Origin of the sequence: Streptomyces sp. NBC_01341 (genome assembly GCF_035946055.1) — a bacterium.
In the GTDB taxonomy this organism is placed as follows: Bacteria; Actinomycetota; Actinomycetes; order Streptomycetales; family Streptomycetaceae; genus Streptomyces.
The window spans coordinates 4,002,492-4,020,274 of sequence record NZ_CP108364.1; the positions used below are offsets into that span (position 1 = coordinate 4,002,492).

Here is a 17,783-nt window from a genome sequence, read left to right on the forward strand (position 1 = left end):
TTCGGCGGCGCTATGTTCTACCCACCGTTCGCGACCGTGCCCACGGGAGGTCCCCTCGATGTCTGACGCCACGCTGAATTCCGTCACGCAGGACCCGGACGACTTCGCCGTCCAGATCGCGGACCAGATCAAGACGTTCATCGTCGCGGTCACCGAGGTGTCCAAGGCGGACGAGCCCGAGACGGCCGTCCCGGTCCTCCTCCTGCAGGTCTCGCAGCTCCTTCTGGCGGGCGGCAGGCTCGGGGCCTACCAGGACATCCTCCCGGACGAGCGCTACGAGCCCGATCTCGGACCCGAGCCGGACGCCGACGGCCTGCGTGAGCGCTTCGCGGAGCTCCTGGAGCCCATCGACGTCTACTCCGAGGTCTTCGACCCGTACGAGCCCCGCAAGGCCCCGGTGCCGCACCGCATCTCCGACGACCTGGCCGACCTGGTCACCGACCTCGGCCACGGGCTGGCCCACTACGAGGCGGACCGCACGGCGGAGGCCATGTGGTGGTGGCAGTTCTCGTACTTCTCCAACTGGGGCTCCACCGCGTCGGCCGCCCTGCGTGCCCTCCAGTCCCTCATCGCGCACATCCGGCTCAACCAGCCGCTCCAGGAGCTCGACGGCCTGGACACCGACCAGGACCCCGGTGACGGCGACCTGGCGGAGGAGGCGGGCCGTGTGATGGCCGCGGAGATCGCCGGACCACTGGGTCTGCGGCCGGCTCTGTAGCCGTCCCGGCGGCCGTCCCGGCGCCTCCGCCCGATTCCGTTTGCGCTGTGTCCTGGGACACAAAGAGGCGTGCGATTCGAGCAGGCAGGGCAGCAGCCCGCTACGAGCAGTTCGGAGCGACACTCCGGTCCGCGTGGTGGGCGGGACATCTCACCATCCGGTATCGACGGGTCGATTCCGGGCTGCTCGTTAAACTGAGCCGACCGCACCATTATTGAGCGAGGAGCGCACGTGGGCCTTGTCGTGCAGAAGTACGGAGGTTCCTCCGTAGCCGATGCCGAAGGCATCAAGCGCGTCGCCAAGCGAGTCGTGGACGCCAAGAAGAACGGCAACCAGGTGGTTGTCGTGGTGTCCGCGATGGGCGACACGACGGACGAGCTGATCGATCTCGCCGAGCAGGTATCCCCGATGCCGGCCGGGCGTGAGTTCGACATGCTGCTGACCGCCGGGGAGCGGATCTCCATGGCCCTCCTGGCGATGGCGATCAAGAACCTGGGCCACGAGGCCCAGTCGTTCACGGGCAGCCAGGCCGGCGTCATCACCGACTCGGTCCACAACAAAGCGCGCATCATCGATGTGACGCCCGGCCGTATCCGCACCTCGATCGACGAGGGCAACATCGCCATCGTCGCCGGGTTCCAGGGGGTGAGCCAGGAGGGCAAGAACATCACGACCCTCGGCCGCGGCGGGTCCGACACGACCGCCGTCGCGCTGGCCGCCGCGCTGGACGCGGAGGTCTGTGAGATCTACACCGATGTGGACGGTGTCTTCACCGCCGACCCCCGGGTCGTGAAGAAGGCCCGCAAGATCGACTGGATCTCCTTCGAGGACATGCTGGAGCTGGCCGCGTCCGGCTCCAAGGTGCTGCTGCACCGGTGCGTCGAGTACGCCCGCCGTTACAACATTCCGATCCACGTCCGCTCGTCCTTCTCCGGACTGCGCGGCACCTGGGTCAGCAACGAGCCGCAAGGGGACCAGCTGGTGGAGCACGCGATCATCTCGGGAGTCGCCCACGACGTCTCCGAGGCCAAGGTCACCGTCGTCGGTGTGCCCGACAAGCCCGGCGAGGCCGCCGCGATCTTCCGCGCCATCGCCGACGCCGAGATCAACATGGACATGGTGGTGCAGAACGTCTCCGCCGCCTCGACCGGCCTCACGGACATCACGTTCACGCTGCCCAAGGCGGACGGACGCAAGGCCATCGACGCCCTGGAGCGCAACCGCGCCGGCATAGGGTTCGAGTCCCTGCGCTATGACGACCAGATCGCGAAGATCTCCCTCGTCGGTGCGGGCATGAAGACGAACCCCGGTGTGACCGCGGGCTTCTTCGAGGCGCTGTCGAACGTGGGCGTCAACATCGAACTGATCTCGACATCCGAGATCCGCATCTCGGTGGTCACCCGGGTCGACGACGTCAACGAGGCCGTGCGCGCCGTGCACACCGCCTTCGGTCTCGACAGCTCCGACGAGGCCGTCGTCTACGGGGGCACCGGCCGATGACCGTACGCCGCCCATCGCTCGCGGTCGTGGGAGCGACCGGGGCGATCGGCGGCGTCATGCTCCAGATCCTCTCGGAGCACGCGGACGTCTGGGGCGAGGTCAGACTCGTCGCCTCCCCGCGCTCGGCCGGCACCAAGCTGGTCGTGCGCGGCGAGGAGACAGAGGTCCTCGCCCTCTCCGAGGACGTGTTCGACGGGGTGGACGTGGCCCTGTTCCTGGTGCCGGACGAGGTGTCCGCCCGGTGGGCGCCGGTCGCCGCCGCCAAGGGTGCCGTGGTCGTGGACGACTCGGCGGCTTTCCGGACGGACGACGAGGTGCCCCTGGTCGTGCCCGAGATCAACCCGCATGCCGCGCGGCGCAGGCCGCGCGGCATCGTCGCGTCCCCGACCTGCACGACGCTGTCGCTGATCGTCGCGGTCGGCGCGCTGCATGCCGAATTCGGGCTGCGTGAACTGATCGTCTCCTCCTACCAGGCCGTGAGCAGTGTGGGCCGGGACGGTGTCACCGCGCTGCGCGAGCAGCTCGAGCTGGTGGCGGGCACGGACCTGGGCACACGGCCCGGGGACGTGCGGCGGGCCGTGGGCGACGGGGAGAAGAGCCCCTTCGCCGCGCCGGTGGCGCTGAACGTCGTCCCGTGGGCCGGGACCGACGCCGGGGACGGCTGGTCGTCCGAGGAACTGGCCATCCGTGACCAGTGCCGCAAGATCCTGGGCCTGCCCGGGCTGAAGGTCACGGCGACGTGTGTGTACGTACCCGTCATCGCGACGCACTCCATGTCGGTGCACGCCCGCTTCGAGAACGAGGTCGCGGTGGACCGGGCGCACGAGGTCCTGGCGACCGCGCCCGGTGTCGTGCTCTTCGACAGCCCGGCGGCCGGGGACTTCCCCACGCCCTCCGATGTGGTGGGCACCGACCCGACGTGGGTGGGCCGGGTACGGCAGTCGATGGACGATCCGCGCGCCGTCGAGATGTTCATCTGTGGAGATAACCTCCGAAAAGGCGCGGCTCTGAACGTGGCCCAGATCGCCGAGTCCGTGGCCGGAGAATTTCCCCGGACCTGATCGAACCTCTTTTGTAGGATCTGTGTGCGCCCTGTGGGTAAATCGCTGGTCTGAACCTCTTGAGCTGGGGCGTTGTCGTATCCGACGATGATCTCCTCGGCATCTGCAACCGCTGGTCGGATGCGACGCGTCTACCTCGTCACTTCTTGTGTGGCTGGATGCGTTTTCGGGGCATTTGGGGAAGAGCAGGTACGAATGAGGGCATGTCGCACAGCATCGAACGCGGTGCCGTTGGCGTACAACCCTGACGGGGGGATGGGTGTCCAACTGGCGTGGCAGAGGTTCTCGACATCACAGTGGTGGGCCCGTTGCGGGGCGCTTCGGTGCGCCCGCTCCGGCGGCCCCGCGCACCCGGCGGTATGCCGGTGATTGCGCCCATGCCCGCTGCGCGCTCCGCCCGGCTGCCCTCGCAGCGCGAGGGCGCTGAGGAGACCGTGGCGGCAGGAACGACGGTCGATCATCTGACCGAGACCTATCGCGCCCACTACCGTTCGCTGCTGGGCCTGGCCGCCCTCCTGCTGGACGACACGGCGTCCTGCGAGGACGTGGTGCAGGAGGCGTTCATCCGGGTGCACTCGGCGCGCAACCGTGTGCGCGAACCGGAGAAGACGCTCGCGTACCTCCGTCAGACCGTGGTCAACCTCTCCCGCTCCGCGCTGCGTCGGCGCATCCTCGGGCTGAAGCTGCTCTCCAAGCCGATGCCCGACATGGCGAGCGCGGAGGAGGGCGCCTACGACCAGTTGGAGCGGGACGCGCTGATCAAGGCGATGAAGGGGCTGCAGCGCCGTCAGCGCGAGGTGCTGGTGCTGCGCTACTTCTCGGACATGACGGAGGCGCAGGTCGCCGAGACGCTGGGCATATCGCTCGGCTCGGTGAAGGCGTACGGCTCCCGGGGTATCGCGGCACTGCGCCTGGTGATGGAGGCGCAGGCATGAGCGGGCCCGAGCACAGGCACGACGATGACCGGACTGGAAACGGAATTGTGAACGACGGGCCGGACGACACCCCGCACAGCGAGCCCGAGCGGGACGGTGAGCAGAAGCAGGCCAACGAGGCCGGCGTCGACGGCGCCGAAGCGGCCCCAGGTACCGCAGCCGAAGGTGCTGCGCCGGGTGGTGCCGAGGGGTGTGGCTTCGCCCCCGGTTGTGCGGAGGGCGGTGGTGTTGCGCCGGTCGGTGGTTTCGCGCCGGGCGGTGCGGACGGCGGTGTGCGCGCCCCGGGTGAAGGCGGCACGCTGACCGAGCTGTTCGGGGGCATGTCCGGTGCCGCCTCCCGCACTGCATCCGGAGGCAGCACCGGCGGTACGGCCGGAAGCGGCACCGGAAGCACGTTGACCGGAATGCCGGGTTGCCTCTTCGGCGGTACCCACGACGGTGATGACGTGGGCGAGGCCGAGCTGCGACTCCTGCTGCGCGGCGCTGTCCAGGGCCTCGAACCCTCGAGCGGCACCCTTGATCACCTGCAACGGGCGGTGCCGGCCCGTCGGGCCAGACGGCGTCAGGCATTGGTGGGCGTGGCGGCCGCGGCACTGCTGATCGGTACGGCGGTTCCCGCCTTCGTCCACGTCGCGAACTCCGACGGTTCGGCCACGGCCAGCCCGGCCATAGCCGGTCACGGGCAGCAGGCGCAGGGCGGCAGTGGCGAGGACGCGGGTAGCGGGTCCGACGGCCCGCAGTCGGCCGGTCCCAAGGATTCCCGGACCGAGGGGAGTGGGGGCGAGGACGGCAACTCCGCGGCACCTTCCAAGGGATCCGGCCCCGACGCCGAGGGCGGTGGAACCGCAGGACTCGGCGGCACTCCGGGTGACAAGGCCGCCGACGCCACCGCCTGCGACCCCGGTCAGCTCCGTGTCGCCTCGGCCGAGGCGGGCGCCGCCGGCGCGAACGGCACTGTCTACGGAGCGTTCAAGATCTCCAACGCGTCCGGCAGTTCCTGCTCGGTCACCACCAACGGCACCGTCGGCTTCCAGGCGGCGGGAGCCGCGGACCCGATGAAGATCAATGTCGTCCAGCACATTGCCGGGGACCCGGCGTCCGAGCTGCCCGACCCCTCACTGGAGCCGGGGACGGTGGTCCTGAAGCCCGCGATGGCGTACGAGGTGCGCTTCGCATGGGTGCCTTCGGACACCTGCCCGACCACCGGTGGCTCGCCCAGCCCGACGCCGACGGACGGCGGCGGAGGCGGCGGTGACAGCACCGGGACCACCGCCGGGACGGTGGACGACGCGGCGCAGTTCGGCAGTGCGGACGAGGGGCCCGCGGACGGCAGCATCGCGGTCACGCACACTCCGGAGGCCGGTGCGCCGACCGCCGAGACCACGATCTCCAACGCCTGCGCCGGCACGATCTACCGGACGGGCGTCCTGGGCACCTCGTAGCGCCCGTCACGAGCGCCCTGTCACGAGGGCCCTGTCACGAGGGCCCTGTCACGATCCGCGGCCCGCCGAGAACCTGCCAGGTTCCGGCGGGCCGGTTCGTTCCGCACCGCATGGTTGTGGTGGTGCCGACCGGGCCTGATCCGCACCGCAGGGCGTTGGTGGGGCCCGGTCGTTCCCGCTCGGGTCTCGTTGGGTCCCTGTCCTGTTCAGTCGGCGTCGGCCGCGAGGCCCAGCTCCACGTCCCGCGCCGCTTCGGCCTCGCGGCGCACGAGCCGGAACCACATGAAGAGCACGAAGCCCCCGAACACGAACCATTCGCCGGTGTAGCCGAGGTTCTGGAAGGCCTTCAGGTCGAGCCCGCTGCCCTGCGCGGCCGCGGCGGGTACCGGCTTCATGCCGTCACTCGCCTCACCCGACCCGGCCGAGCCACCCGAACCGGCTTCCGGCAAGGTGACCCAGGCGTCGTACACGTCGTACGGGACGAGGTTCACCAGGGACGCGGCGCTGATCATGCCGAGCTGCCCCTCGGGCAGCCCACCCGTGAGGTTCACACCCTTGGTGCCGCTGTTCTCGGATGCCTGCAGATCGCCGGTCACGGTGATCCGCCCGGACGGCGCCGCCGGGACCTCGGCGCTGCCCGGCGACCCCGGCAGCCAGCCCCGGACGACCGGCAGCGCCTTGCCGCTGTCGGTGCGCAGCAGATCCAGGACGTAGAAGCCGCCGCGGTCGTCCAGCTTGCGCCCGGGCACGAGGAACTGGTCCCCGTACGTCCCCGTCGCCACGGCCGGGCGCCCGGAGGTCTCCGTACTCACCGGCAGCAGTTCGTCGAGCGGTTTCGCGGCGCGGGTACCGGGATCCGGGCGTTCCTCGGCCTCCTCATGGGTCTGGACGCGGTCCTCGAAGCGGCCGAGCTGCCAGGTGCCCATGAACACGCAGAACGGTATGGCCAGCACGACGAAGAGGTTGATCCCCCACCATCGCGGGGTCAGCAGGAACCGGTACACCCCTCCACGGTACGGTTCCGCGTTCCGGGCGCCCGGAGCGGGGTGCACCATTTATCCGGACCCTACGCCTTCGGCCCCCCGTCCTCCCCGGCACGGTCGGCCGCCGCTGCTCCCAGGTGCCGCAGCGTGAAGTCCAGCTCCAGCCGGACCTGTTTGATGCGTTCCTCCACGACGAGCGAGCCGTGGCCCGCGTCGTAGCGATACACCTCGTGGACGGCGCCGCGGGCCGAGAGTCGGTCGACGTAGTTCTCCACCTGCCGGATCGGGCAGCGCGGGTCGTTGACGCCGGCCGAGATATAGACGGGCGCGCGCACCGCGTCGACGTAGGTCAGGGGGGACGAGGCCTCGAAGCGTTCCGGTACCTCCTCCGGGGTGCCGCCCAGAAGGGTGCGGTCCATCGCCTTCAGAGCCTCCATCTCGTCGTGATACGCGGTGACGTAGTCGGCGACCGGAACCGCGGCCAGTCCGAGTGCCCAGACGTCCGGCTGCGTGCCGAGGCCGAGCAGGGTCAGATAGCCGCCCCACGAACCACCGGCCAGGACCAGCCGCTCGGGGTCCGCGAGACCCGACTCCACCGCCCACGCCCGGACCGCCGCGATGTCCTCGAGCTCGATCAGCCCGACCCGGTGCTTGAGGGCATCCGTCCAGGCGCGGCCGTACCCGGTCGAGCCGCGGTAGTTGACCCGCACGACGGCGAAGCCGTGGTCCACCCATGCGGCGGGACCCGAGGCGAAGGCGTCGCTGTCGTGCCAGGTCGGGCCTCCGTGTATCTCGAAGACCGTGGGGAACGGCCCGTCACCGGCGGCCGGGGTCTGGACCAGGGCGTGGATGCGGCCTCCGGGGCCGTCGACCCAGGCGTCCCGCACGGGCACCGACGCGGGTGCCTTCGCCCCGGGCGGGTCGAGGACGACCGAGCCCGTCGTGGAACGCACGGCAGGCGGCTGTTCGGCCGACGACCAGAGGTACTCCACCGTGCCGTCCGGCCGTGCCGTGGCGCCCGACACCGTGCCCGCGGGCGTCTCCACCCGGACCGCGCCCTCGGCCCCCGGCTCATGGCGCCACAGCTCGCTGCGCGCCTCGAAGCTGTGCTCGATCAGCAGGGCCGAGCCGTCCGGATACCATTCCGCACCCACGTCACCCGGCAGATCGATCGGCAGGTCGGTCTGCGTCCCTGCGACCGGGTCCCAGATCATCGGCTCCCAGCGCCCGCGCCGCTGGTGTCCGACCAGCAGCCGGGTGTCACCGGCCACCGGGGCGAAGCCCAGTACGGCCAGGCCCAGTTCCTTCGTACCGCCCTCGGTGTCGTCCAGTTCGGCGACCGTCGAACCGTCTGGGCGCACCACCCGCAACGCGGAGTGCATCGCATCGCCGTGTTCCGTGTGCTCCAGGGCGATCAGGGCCCCGTCGTGGGAGAGATCGCCGACGCCTGCGGACTCCCGGTGCCGGTAGATCACGACGGGCTCCGCACCTGGGCGCACCAGGTGCACGGTCGTGCCGTCCTCGTCGGTCGAGCGGCCGACGACCGCCGTCCCGTCCCGCCCGATCGCCAGCCCGGCCGGGTAGGAGGCTTCGAGACCGGGCGCCGCCACCTCGTCCGTGCCGCCGGCGAAGGGCTGGCGCATCCACACGCCGAATTCGTCGCCGTCCGTGTCGGCGAACCACCAGACGTCCTCGCCGTCCGGCGTCAGCACGCCGTCCGTCGTCCCGTTGGGCCGGTCGGTGACCTGCCGCTGCTTCCCGGTCGCCCGGTCCCACGCGTACAGCTCGTACGTGCCGGTGGCGTTCGACACGAAGAGCGCGCGGTCGGGGGCGTCCTCGGCCCAGTCGGGCAGGGAGACCCGGGCAGCGCGGAAGCGCTGCTCCCACTGCGGCGGTTCCTTCTCGCGTTCGGGCACGGACGCGTCGTTCTGTGTGTCGCTCATGCCCCCATCCAACCTGATGTGACCGCGGCGCCGGGTGGCCTGTGGATAACCGCTCGCGCGCACCTCGTCCTGTGGGTAACTTTCGCGGCATGTACGCACCGACTCCCGACGACTGGCACGAGACCAACCGCGCGCGATGGGACGAACGCGTGCCCATCCACGCGGCCGGCGAGTTCTACGGTCTGGACGCCTTCCTGGCGGGCCGGGACGCCCTGCGCGCGTTCGAGATCGAGGAGGTGGGGGACGTGACCGGCCGGACACTGCTGCACCTGCAGTGCCACATCGGCGTGGACACCCTGTCCTGGGCCCGCCACGGCGCCGCGCAGGTCGTCGGCCTCGACTTCTCGGAGCCCGCCGTCGAGACCGCCCGCGGCCTGGCGCGGGCACTGGAGCTGACGCCTGAGCGCGCGGCCTTCGTGGCCGCCGATGTGTACGACGCGGCGCAGGCGGTTCCGGACTCCGCGTACGACATCGTCTACACGGGGTTCGGAGCCCTGAACTGGCTTCCGGATGTCGGACTGTGGGCGGAGACCGCGGCGTCGCTGGTCGCCCCCGGCGGATTCCTCTACGTCGCGGAGTTCCATCCGCTGACGGAATGCCTGGACGACGAGACCGGCTCGAGGGTCACGTACGACTACTTCAGCCGCGATCCCTGGGTGGACGAGTCGCCCGGCACCTACGCGGATCGCCACGCCACGACCGTCCACAACCGCAGCGTCGAATGGCAGCATCCGGTGGGCGAGGTGGTCTCGGCACTCGCGGCGGCCGGGCTGCGCATCGAGTTCCTGCGCGAGCACGACGCGACACTCTTCCCCAGGTATCCGGCCCTGGAGCGGCACACGGACGGGTACTACCGCTTCCCGGCCGGCCGCGCATCCCGATGGTGTATTCGGTCAAGGCCTCGCGGCCGATCGAGCGCTGAGACCGGCGTCCCCGGCCGATTGTCAGTGGCGGGCGCCACACTCGGACGCATGACTGAGATGGCTGACCGAACCGGTACGACGCCGCGAGCCGCCGCTCAGCGCGCCGCGGTGGAGGCCTACTGGGCGGCGGGCACCCGCGACTGGGAGGCGTTCGCGGCCATCCTCTCCGACGGTGTGGTGTACGACCTGCCGCAGACCCGCGAGCGCGTTCTCGGCAAGGAGCGGTACGTCCGGTTCAACCAGGAGTATCCGGGGGACTGGTGCGTCCGTATCGAGCGGATCGTCGCCGACGGGGACGGGCGACAGGCCGCGGCCCGGACCTGTTTCACCGTGGCGGACGAGGAGATACCGGCCGTCCACTTCTTCACCTTCGACGCGGCCGGCCGGATCACGGAGGTGACGGACTTCTGGCCCGAGCCGTACGAGCCGCCGACCGGCCGGGAGCACCTTGTCGAGCGGTACTGAGCTCGGCGGGGACCCTTCTGCCTCGGAACGTGTGGGGTGTGCAGGGAGCGAGCCGGTCGTGGGGCTGTCGTGCATGCCCGGAGGTGTGCGCGGTGGCGCCCCCGAGCACGGCCCGGGGGCGCCACCGCGGCACAGCCGCGTTCTGTGCGCGCGCTATGCCACGGAGCGGAAGGCCGGCAGATAGCCGTTCGACTGCCCGACCGCCTTCGGGTGGTACGAGTTGGTGATGGGAATGGACACGCTGTGGATCCAGGCGTCTCCCGAGCAGAGTTCGTGTCCGGTGAATTCGTCCACCACGCTGGAGTAGGTGAACCCCGCGTCGGCCGCCCGCTTGGCGAGCACCCCGTTCAGCACGTCCGACGCGTTGTTGATCGACCCGCGTTCGGTCTCCGTGAGCCCGGCGATGCAGCTGCCCGACAGCTTGTAGAAGCGCGGGTACCCGAGGACGACCACGTGAGCCTGGGGGGCACGTGAACGGATCCCGGCGTAGAGCGAGTCGAGTGCGCCCGGCAGCGAGTTCTGCATCTGTGAGACCGCTGTGTTAACACGGCTCACGCAGGTGGCCTCGCTCTGCAGGACGCACGTCTGCATGACGTCCGCGAATCCGACGTCGTTGCCTCCGGCCGTGACGCTGACGAGCGTGGTCGACGAAGTCAGCGCGCTCAGCTGACTGCTCGCCACGGACGCCGTCGTCGCGCCCGAGCAGGCGACGAACTTGAACGAGGACGGGTTGTTGGCGTTCGTCCAGAGGTACGGGTACGCGTTGGTGCTGCGCATGCAGTTGCCGCTCTCCGAGGTGTAGCTCCCGGCGCCCACTCCGGAGGAGTAGGAGTCACCGAGAGCTACGTAGTCGGCCCCTGCGGCGGATGCGGGTGGGGCGATGCCGAGTGCGGCAGCGGCGGCGATCGCGAGAGTGAGGACGGAGGCCCGGAAGGTTCGTACTGACATGGCTGCCAGCCCTTCGAAATGTGGGGGACGAGGGGGGAGTTCGTGGGGCGAGCATGTTTTTAGCAGCTCCCGGTACCCGTCGGTAAGTGGCCTCGCTGGAAGTCGTCTGATATGCCCGAATGATCGTTCGGGGGTCGATGCTCCGCGCGTAGATAAACCTTCGGCGGGCCCTCGAAATGGTGAAGTCGCGGGGCGTTTCGCCACTCTCCGTGACTCCTGCGCGTCATCCTCGACGGATGGCCGTACGTTCGAATCGCCAGGCGGCGCTCACTCTCCCGCCACCTTCGTGACCCGACGGTTGCGCTCCCTGAGTCCGTCCTCCCGTCGGCGGTTCCGTCTCGTTCTCTGCCGCTGCTCGCTACTGGGCCCGCACACGACTGCGGCCGCCAGGAGCCCTGGCGGCCGCAGCGGTGTCGGGGGTGGTCCGGGCTACAGCGTGCGCTCCAGCCGGTCCGCCATCAGCCTGCTGAAGCGGGAGGGATCGCTCAGCTCGCCACCGTCCGAGAGGAGCGCCAGCCCGTGGACGAGTTCGGCCGTCTCGGCCAGCTCTGCGGAGGCGTCCGGGTCCTCGCCCCTCGCGTCGTGAGCCTTCTTCAGCCCGCTGATCAGTCCGTGGGACGGGTTGAGCTCCAGGATCCGCTTGGCGCGCGGCACTTCCTGGCCCATGGCGCGGTACATGTTCTCCAGGGCCGGGGTGGCGTCGTGCGTGTCCGAGACGATGCAGGCCGGGGAGACAGTGAGCCGTGAGGAGAGGCGTACCTCCTTCAGGGTGTCGCCCAGCTGCTCCGTCATCCAGGTGAGGAGTCCGGCGTACTCCTGCTGCCGCTGCTCGCGCTCGGCCTCGATCTCCTTCTTCTCCTCGTCGCTGTCCAGGTCGACTTCGCCCTTGGCGATGGACTGCAACTGCTTGCCGTCGAACTCCGGCACGGACTGGACCCAGACCTCGTCGACCGGGTCGGTCAGCAGGAGGACCTCGAAGCCCTTGGCACGGAACGCCTCCATGTGGGGCGAGCTCTCCATGGCGGAGCGCGACTCGCCCGTCATGTAGAAGATCTGCTCCTGCCCCTCCTTCATCCGCTCCACGTACGAGCGCAGGGTGGTCGGCTCCTCCTCGTCCCGGGTCGAGGAGAAGGAGGCGATCTCCAGGATCGCGTCCCGGTTCTCGAAGTCCTGGAAGAGGCCTTCCTTGAGGACCCGGCCGAATTCCTTCCAGAACGTCGTGTACTTCTCAGGCGTCTTGGACCGCATGTCCTTGACGGTCGAGAGCACCTTCTTGACGAGCCGACGCCGCATCATTTCGATCTGGCGGTCCTGCTGCAGGATTTCGCGCGAGACATTGAGGGAAAGGTCCTGCGCGTCGACTACGCCCTTCACGAACCGCAGATACGTCGGCATGAGGGCTTCGCAGTCGTCCATGATGAATACGCGCTTCACATAGAGCTGCACACCCCGCTTGTGGTCCTGCATGAACAGGTCCTGCGGTGCGTGGGACGGGAGGAAGAGCAGGGCCTGGTACTCGAAGGTCCCCTCCGCCTGCATGCGGATGGTCTCGAGGGGATCGGTCCAGTCGTGGCTGATGTGCTTGTAGAGCTCGCTGTACTCCTCGTCCGTCACGGAGTCCTTCGACCGGGCCCACAGGGCCTTCATCGAGTTGACCGTCTCCGTCGCGGGCTCGGCGTCCTCCTCACCCGACACCGCCGCCATGCGGATGGGCCAGGTGATGAAGTCCGAGTAGCGCTTGACGATCTCCCTGAGCTTCCAGGGAGAGGTGTAGTCGAAGAGCTTGTCCTCGGTGTCCTCCGGCTTGAGCCGCAGCGTGACCGAAGTGCCCTGCGGGGCGTCGTCCACGGGCTCGACGGTATACGTGCCCTCACCACCGGACTGCCAGCGGGTGCCGGTCTCCTCACCCGCGCGCCGAGTCAGCAGAGTGACCTCGTCGGCAACCATGAAGCTCGAATAGAACCCCACACCGAACTGGCCGATGAGCTCCTCGGACGCGGTGGCGTCCTTGGCCTCCTTGAGTTCCTGGAGGAATTTGGCCGTACCGGAATTCGCGATCGTCCCGATCAGCTGCACGACCTCGTCGTGCGACATTCCGATTCCGTTGTCGCGCACAGTCAGCGTGCGATTCTCCGCATCCGCCTCGATGGCGATGTGGAGGTCGGACGAGTCGGCCCGGAGTGTGTCGTCGCGGAGGGTTTCCAGTCGCAGCTTGTCCAGCGCGTCCGAAGAGTTGGAAATGAGCTCGCGGAGGAAAACGTCCTTGTTCGAGTAGATCGAATGGATCATCATCTGCAGGAGCTGACGCGCTTCTACCTGGAACTCGAAAGTCTCGGCCGGCATGGGTGCGGGTTCCCTCTCTTGGTTAAATCATCTGAGTCGACACATATCGTAACCAGGCCCAGGTGTGCCCATGTGCTCCTTCGTCCGGGGTTGTTGGCCGTGTGACCCGCCGCGTCGTGGACGCGGACGGCGGACGGCGGACACGGGCACCCGCAGCCGGAGCCTGTCCCGCCTGACAGGCAGACTGGGCGCATGGGCGACGAACGAACGGTTTCCGGGACCACGCGGGACTCAGGGCTGCCACCGGTGATCACATGCCGGGAGCCGGGCACCTTCGCCTGGGGTGTGCTGGCCGAGCGCCATCCGGCGCTCATCGAACAGGTGCGGGACGCCTTCCCCTACGGTCCCGGCCCGCACCGTGCCCTCGACGACCTGCGTCACGAGATCATCCACGGTGTCGTCGAACCGCCGGGTGCCGCGAGTCCGGACCGGGGGTTCTGGCTGGACCAGGGGCGTGAGTACTTCGGGCGCCCCTGGTTCGACGCCCCGTTCCTCTGGGCGGAGAGCTACTTCTACCGCAGACTCCTGCAGGCAGTCGGCTACTTCGACGAGGGGCCTTGGCAGGGCATCGACCCCTTCGCACCGTTCAAACGGGCCGAACTGCGCGGCGACACGGTGGACGAGGAGCTCAGGTCTCTGGACGGCCTCGCCGCTCTCCCCGCGGGTGAGCGGGCGGCAGCCCTCCTCCAGGCCTCGCTCTGGGGGAACCGCGCCGACCTGGGCTTCCGCTCCTCCGCGGACGAGCCGTCCCTCGGCGAGCCGGACCACAGCCTGGTCGCCGACGACACGGGGGAGCTGTGGTCGCTGCTGCCCGCCGGCGGGCGGGCCACCGTCGCCGTCATCGCGGACAACACCGGTCGCGAGCTCATCCCCGACCTGATCCTCATCGACCATCTGCTCGAACACCGGCACGCGGACCGGGTGGTGCTCTATGTGAAGCCCCGTCCCTACTACGTCTCCGACGCGATGACGGCCGACGTCGTCGACTGCCTCCGCCGTCTGAGCGGCGCCCCCGGTGAAGCGGGTGTGATCGGCAGGCGTGTCTGGGAGGCCATGGGAGCGGGCCGGGTCGACGTGCGAACCCACGCCTTCTTCTGCGCCCCGTTCCCGTACGAGCTGATGCCCGAGGATCTCCGGGCCGAACTGGCCGCCGCCACGATGACGATCCTGAAGGGCGACCTCAACTACCGTCGGCTCGTGGGTGACCGGCTCTGGCCGCCGACGACGCCGTTCGCCGATGTCACCGCGTACTTCCCCGGCCCTGTCGCGGCGCTGCGGACGCTGAAGTCCGATGTCGTGGTGGGGCTGGACGTGCCCACCCTGGAACGCCTGGAGACATCCGGCCGTGCCTGGCGTACCAGCGGCACGCACGCCTTGGTCCAGGTGCGCGCCGGGCGGGGCGGCCCGCTCAGCGCGGCACGCCGTGCCGGGTGACGAGGTCGTGCCAGCCCTGTTCCAACTGTGCGAGCGGCACGCCGCGTTCGCAGGCCAGGTGGTGGACGAGGGGGGTGTCGATCGATGCGAGGAGCGAGTGGGCGAGCAGTTCCGGATTCCCGGCCACGCCCGTTCGGTGCACCAGCATCGCGACGTGGCTGAGCCGCAGCCGGTAGGCGGGGATGGCGAAGGCGCGCAGCGGATCGGTGCGTGAGGCCAGGATGAGTTCGTGGTGATCGCGCTCGTGGCGCATGACGGCCGGGCCGAACGCGTGCAGCCGCTCGGCGGCCGGGGCGTCCGGCCCCATGGGGGGAGGCCCTGAGAGGAACGTCGCCTGGAGCAGTGACTCGCGGTGGTCGAGGAGCGCGATGAGCAGACCGGTGCGGTCCTTGAAGCGCCGGAAGACGGTGCCCTTCCCGACTCCGGCCGCCGCTGCCACCGACTCCATGGTGAGGTCTGCGGCCCCGCACTCCGCCAGCAGCCGCGAAGCGGCTTCCAGCAGGAGGGCGCGATTGCGTGCCGCGTCCGCCCGGAGACGCTCGGGTTCGCCCACGGCCGCGAGCGTGAGGCTTGTGCGCGTCCCGCCGGGGTCGGGCGGCCCGGACAGCGGGGACATGGGGGCGGTCATGGCTCCAAGGGTAGCGCCGGAGGACCGGAAGTGGACCGTAGTCCGTTTCGAGTGGTACACATTTAAACGGACTACGGTCCGCTTATTTCTGCAGTCTCGGTCTCCCCAGGAGCTTCCCCCATGTCTGTACGCATTCTTGCTCTCGTCGGCAGCCTCCGCGCCGGCTCCCACAACCGCCAGCTCGCCGAGGCGGCGGCCAAGCACGCGCCCGAGGGCGTCGAGGTCGAGCTCTACGAGGGCCTCGTGGACGTCCCGTTCTACAACGAGGACATCGACGTCGAGGGCGACGTGCCTGCCGCGGCCGCCCGGCTGCGCGAGGCGGCCGGCCAGGCCGACGCGTTCCTGCTGTTCTCGCCGGAGTACAACGGCACGATGCCGGCCGTCCTGAAGAACGCGATCGACTGGCTGTCGCGCCCGCGCGGCGCCGGCGCCCTCACCGCCAAGCCGGTCGCCGTGGTCGGTACCGCCTTCGGCCAGTTCGGTGGCGTGTGGGCCCAGGACGAGGCGCGCAAAGCGCTCGGCCTCGCCGGCGCGTCCGTTCTCGCCGACGTCAAGCTCTCCATCCCGGGTTCCGTGATCCGCTTCGCGGAGCTCCACCCGGCCGATGACGCCGAGGTCGTCACTTCGCTGACCGAGGTTCTCGGCCAGATCGCCAAGAGCACCGCAGCTGCTGCCTGATCCATCCCTCGGCACAGAACCGCCGAGGACGCGGCTCCGCCGCAAAAGCCATGACCGGCTCGTGTGGGCCCGGTCCTGTTCCCCTCACAGAGGCGGGGACAGGACCGGGCCCTCACTTCGTCGTGCCGCAGGCGGTGGGGGACCTGTGTGCCAGAAGGGCGGGGTCCCCGCAGTCCGGAAAGCACGTCGACCCCGGCAGGACCGAATGCAATGATCTTGACGTACGGAGCCCGCCCCTGACCGGAAGGACGCCATGACCGCGTACGCCATAGCCCACCTCGCAGAGGCCGACCCCCACCCGGAGATCATCGAGTACGTCGAGCGCATCGCCGGCACCTTCGAGCCGTACGGGGGGCGCTTCCTGGTGCACGCCACACCGCACGAGGTGAAGGAGGGCAGCTGGCCCGGGCACGTCGTGCTGATCGGCTTCCCGGGTATCTCGGAGGCACGGGCCTGGTGGGACTCACCCGCCTACCAGGCGATCGCGCCCCTGCGCTCACGGCACATCGAGGGCGACATCATCATGGTCGAAGGCGTCCCCGAGGGATACGACCCGACCGCCACCGCGAAGGCGATGCGCGAGGGCCTGCCCACCGAGTAGCTCGCGCACATACGGGAACAGGTCAGGCGCCCTCTGCAAGCAGAGGGCGCCTGACCTGGTGTTTCAGCTGTCGGGGTGGCGGGATTTGAACCCACGACCTCTTCGTCCCGAACGAAGCGCGCTGCCAAGCTGCGCTACACCCCGATGTCCACCGATTGTCCTGGCGACATCGATTACTTTAGCCCACCGGCGCCCGGAGGCGAAATCCGGTATTACGGTTCGGCCGCCGTCCTCAGTCCCGGGGGGTCAGTGTCAGCAGGGTCGCCTCGGGGGGGCAGGCGAACCGGACGGGGGTGTAGCGGTTGGTGCCGCAGCCGGCCGAGACGTGGAGGTAGGCACGCCGCTCGCCGACGGTGTGGGCGGAGAGGCCCTTCACCCGGTCCGTGTCCAGGTCGCAGTTGGTGACGAGGGCTCCGTAGAAGGGGATGCAGAGCTGCCCGCCGTGGGTGTGGCCCGCCAGGATCAAGGGGTAGCCGTCCGCCGTGAAGGCGTCCAGGGTGCGCAGGTAGGGGGCGTGGACGACACCGATCGAGAGGTCAGCGCCCGTCTCGGGGCCGCCGGCGACCTCGGCGTAACGGTCCCGCTTGATGTGCGGGTCGTCCAGGCCGGTGAAGGCGATCTCGAGGCCGTCGGCCTTGATCCGCCCCCGGGTGTTGGTCAGGTTCAGCCAGCCCGCCTCGTCGAAGGCATCCCGCATCGGCTCCCACGGGTTGTGGACCACGTTGACCGCCGGGGCGTTGCCGTTCAGGCCGTGCTTGCCCTGCATTTTCTCCAGGAGGTAGAGCGCGGGGTTGCGGAGCTTCGGCCCGTAGTAGTCGTTGGATCCGAAGACATAGACCCCGGGGAACTCCATCAGCGGGCCGAGCGCGTCGAGCAGCTCGGGCACGGCCTCCGGGTCGGAGAGGTTGTCGCCGGTGTTCACCACGAAGTCCGGCCGGAGGCCCGCCAGTGACTGCAGCCACGCGCGCTTCTTGCGCTGACCGCTCACCATGTGGACGTCGGAGACCTGGAGTACGCGCAACGGGCGTGCCCCGTGGGGGAGTACGGGAATCGCGATCCGGCGCAGCCGGAACGACCGTGCCTCGAATCCGGCGGCGTACACGAGACCGGCGGCGCCGACCGCAGCGCCGACTGCCGTTGCTTTCAGGGGTACTCCGTAGCGTGCGCGCATGTGCCCATCG

The 17,783-nt window shown here is 69.6% G+C and carries 14 protein-coding genes, 1 tRNA gene and 2 pseudogenes; 10 read left to right on the top strand and 7 right to left on the bottom strand.

Translation table 11 applies throughout. The features are described 5' to 3' along the window. The first annotated feature begins 58 nt into the window (after positions 1–58). From OG206_RS17705 to OG206_RS17725, 5 genes are all read left to right on the top strand, one after another. A complete protein-coding gene (locus tag OG206_RS17705; RefSeq protein ID WP_327117163.1) occupies positions 59–718 on the top strand; it encodes a DUF5063 domain-containing protein in 660 nt (219 codons plus the stop codon). Positions 719–949: 231 nt separating this feature from the next. Continuing rightward, positions 950–2,218 (top strand): aspartate kinase, encoded by a 1,269-nt coding sequence (locus tag OG206_RS17710; RefSeq protein ID WP_327117165.1) that lies wholly within the window; start codon positions 950–952, stop codon positions 2,216–2,218. Continuing rightward, positions 2,215–3,279, top strand: a complete 1,065-nt coding sequence (locus tag OG206_RS17715; protein WP_327117167.1) for an aspartate-semialdehyde dehydrogenase — start codon at positions 2,215–2,217, stop codon at positions 3,277–3,279. Before OG206_RS17710 ends, OG206_RS17715 begins: the two co-directional genes overlap by 4 nt. A gap of 359 nt (positions 3,280–3,638) precedes the next feature. Beyond that, the gene (locus OG206_RS17720; RefSeq protein ID WP_327122309.1) at positions 3,639–4,214 is read left to right on the top strand and encodes a SigE family RNA polymerase sigma factor; all 576 of its coding nucleotides are present in this window, start codon (positions 3,639–3,641) and stop codon (positions 4,212–4,214) included. 47 nt (positions 4,215–4,261) lie between these two features. Continuing rightward, positions 4,262–5,656, top strand: coding sequence for a hypothetical protein (locus tag OG206_RS17725; RefSeq protein WP_442805856.1), 1,395 nt, complete (start codon positions 4,262–4,264; stop codon positions 5,654–5,656). A 206-nt stretch (positions 5,657–5,862) separates the two neighbouring features. Here the strand turns inward: OG206_RS17725 and OG206_RS17730 are convergent, their stop codons facing one another. Further along, positions 5,863–6,660 (bottom strand): SURF1 family protein, encoded by a 798-nt coding sequence (locus OG206_RS17730; protein ID WP_327117171.1) that lies wholly within the window; start codon positions 6,658–6,660, stop codon positions 5,863–5,865. Between the two features lie 62 nt (positions 6,661–6,722). Then, the gene (locus OG206_RS17735) at positions 6,723–8,582 is read right to left on the bottom strand and encodes a S9 family peptidase (protein WP_327117173.1); all 1,860 of its coding nucleotides are present in this window, start codon (positions 8,580–8,582) and stop codon (positions 6,723–6,725) included. An 89-nt stretch (positions 8,583–8,671) separates the two neighbouring features. Between OG206_RS17735 and OG206_RS17740 the strand changes: the two are divergent. Together OG206_RS17740 and OG206_RS17745 are read left to right on the top strand one after the other, a co-directional pair. Continuing rightward, a pseudogene (locus OG206_RS17740) lies at positions 8,672–9,504 on the top strand (class I SAM-dependent methyltransferase). Positions 9,505–9,640: 136 nt separating this feature from the next. Continuing rightward, positions 9,641–9,970, top strand: a pseudogene (locus OG206_RS17745) (nuclear transport factor 2 family protein); the annotation flags it as partial. 153 nt (positions 9,971–10,123) lie between these two features. Here OG206_RS17745 and OG206_RS17750 read toward each other — a convergent pair. Both OG206_RS17750 and htpG read right to left on the bottom strand, forming a co-directional pair. Then, on the bottom strand, positions 10,124–10,918 hold the full coding sequence (locus OG206_RS17750; RefSeq protein ID WP_327117175.1) for an SGNH/GDSL hydrolase family protein: 795 nt from the start codon (positions 10,916–10,918) through the stop codon (positions 10,124–10,126). Positions 10,919–11,347: 429 nt separating this feature from the next. Further along, complete coding sequence (gene htpG / locus OG206_RS17755) at positions 11,348–13,261, bottom strand: molecular chaperone HtpG (protein ID WP_327117176.1); 1,914 nt, start codon at positions 13,259–13,261, stop codon at positions 11,348–11,350. 192 nt (positions 13,262–13,453) lie between these two features. Here htpG and OG206_RS17760 point away from each other — a divergent pair, with 192 nt between their 5' ends. Then, positions 13,454–14,695, top strand: a complete 1,242-nt coding sequence (locus OG206_RS17760; RefSeq protein WP_327117178.1) for a damage-control phosphatase ARMT1 family protein — start codon at positions 13,454–13,456, stop codon at positions 14,693–14,695. Here OG206_RS17760 and OG206_RS17765 read toward each other — a convergent pair. Beyond that, positions 14,670–15,323, bottom strand: a complete 654-nt coding sequence (locus tag OG206_RS17765) for a TetR/AcrR family transcriptional regulator (protein WP_327117180.1) — start codon at positions 15,321–15,323, stop codon at positions 14,670–14,672. The two genes, OG206_RS17760 and OG206_RS17765, sit on opposite strands and share 26 nt — an antisense overlap. Positions 15,324–15,443: 120 nt before the next feature. Here OG206_RS17765 and OG206_RS17770 point away from each other — a divergent pair, with 120 nt between their 5' ends. Further along, positions 15,444–16,001, top strand: coding sequence for an NAD(P)H-dependent oxidoreductase (locus OG206_RS17770; protein WP_327117182.1), 558 nt, complete (start codon positions 15,444–15,446; stop codon positions 15,999–16,001). A gap of 253 nt (positions 16,002–16,254) precedes the next feature. Next, positions 16,255–16,602: a DUF1330 domain-containing protein gene (locus tag OG206_RS17775; protein ID WP_327117184.1), complete on the top strand. Its 348-nt coding sequence runs from the start codon at positions 16,255–16,257 to the stop codon at positions 16,600–16,602. Between the two features lie 70 nt (positions 16,603–16,672). On the opposite strand, the gene OG206_RS17780 is transcribed toward OG206_RS17775, so the two are convergent. Further along, positions 16,673–16,746, bottom strand: a tRNA-Pro gene (locus OG206_RS17780). 88 nt (positions 16,747–16,834) lie between these two features. Continuing rightward, positions 16,835–17,773: a metallophosphoesterase gene (locus OG206_RS17785; RefSeq protein ID WP_327117186.1), complete on the bottom strand. Its 939-nt coding sequence runs from the start codon at positions 17,771–17,773 to the stop codon at positions 16,835–16,837. Positions 17,774–17,783 lie beyond the last annotated feature (10 nt).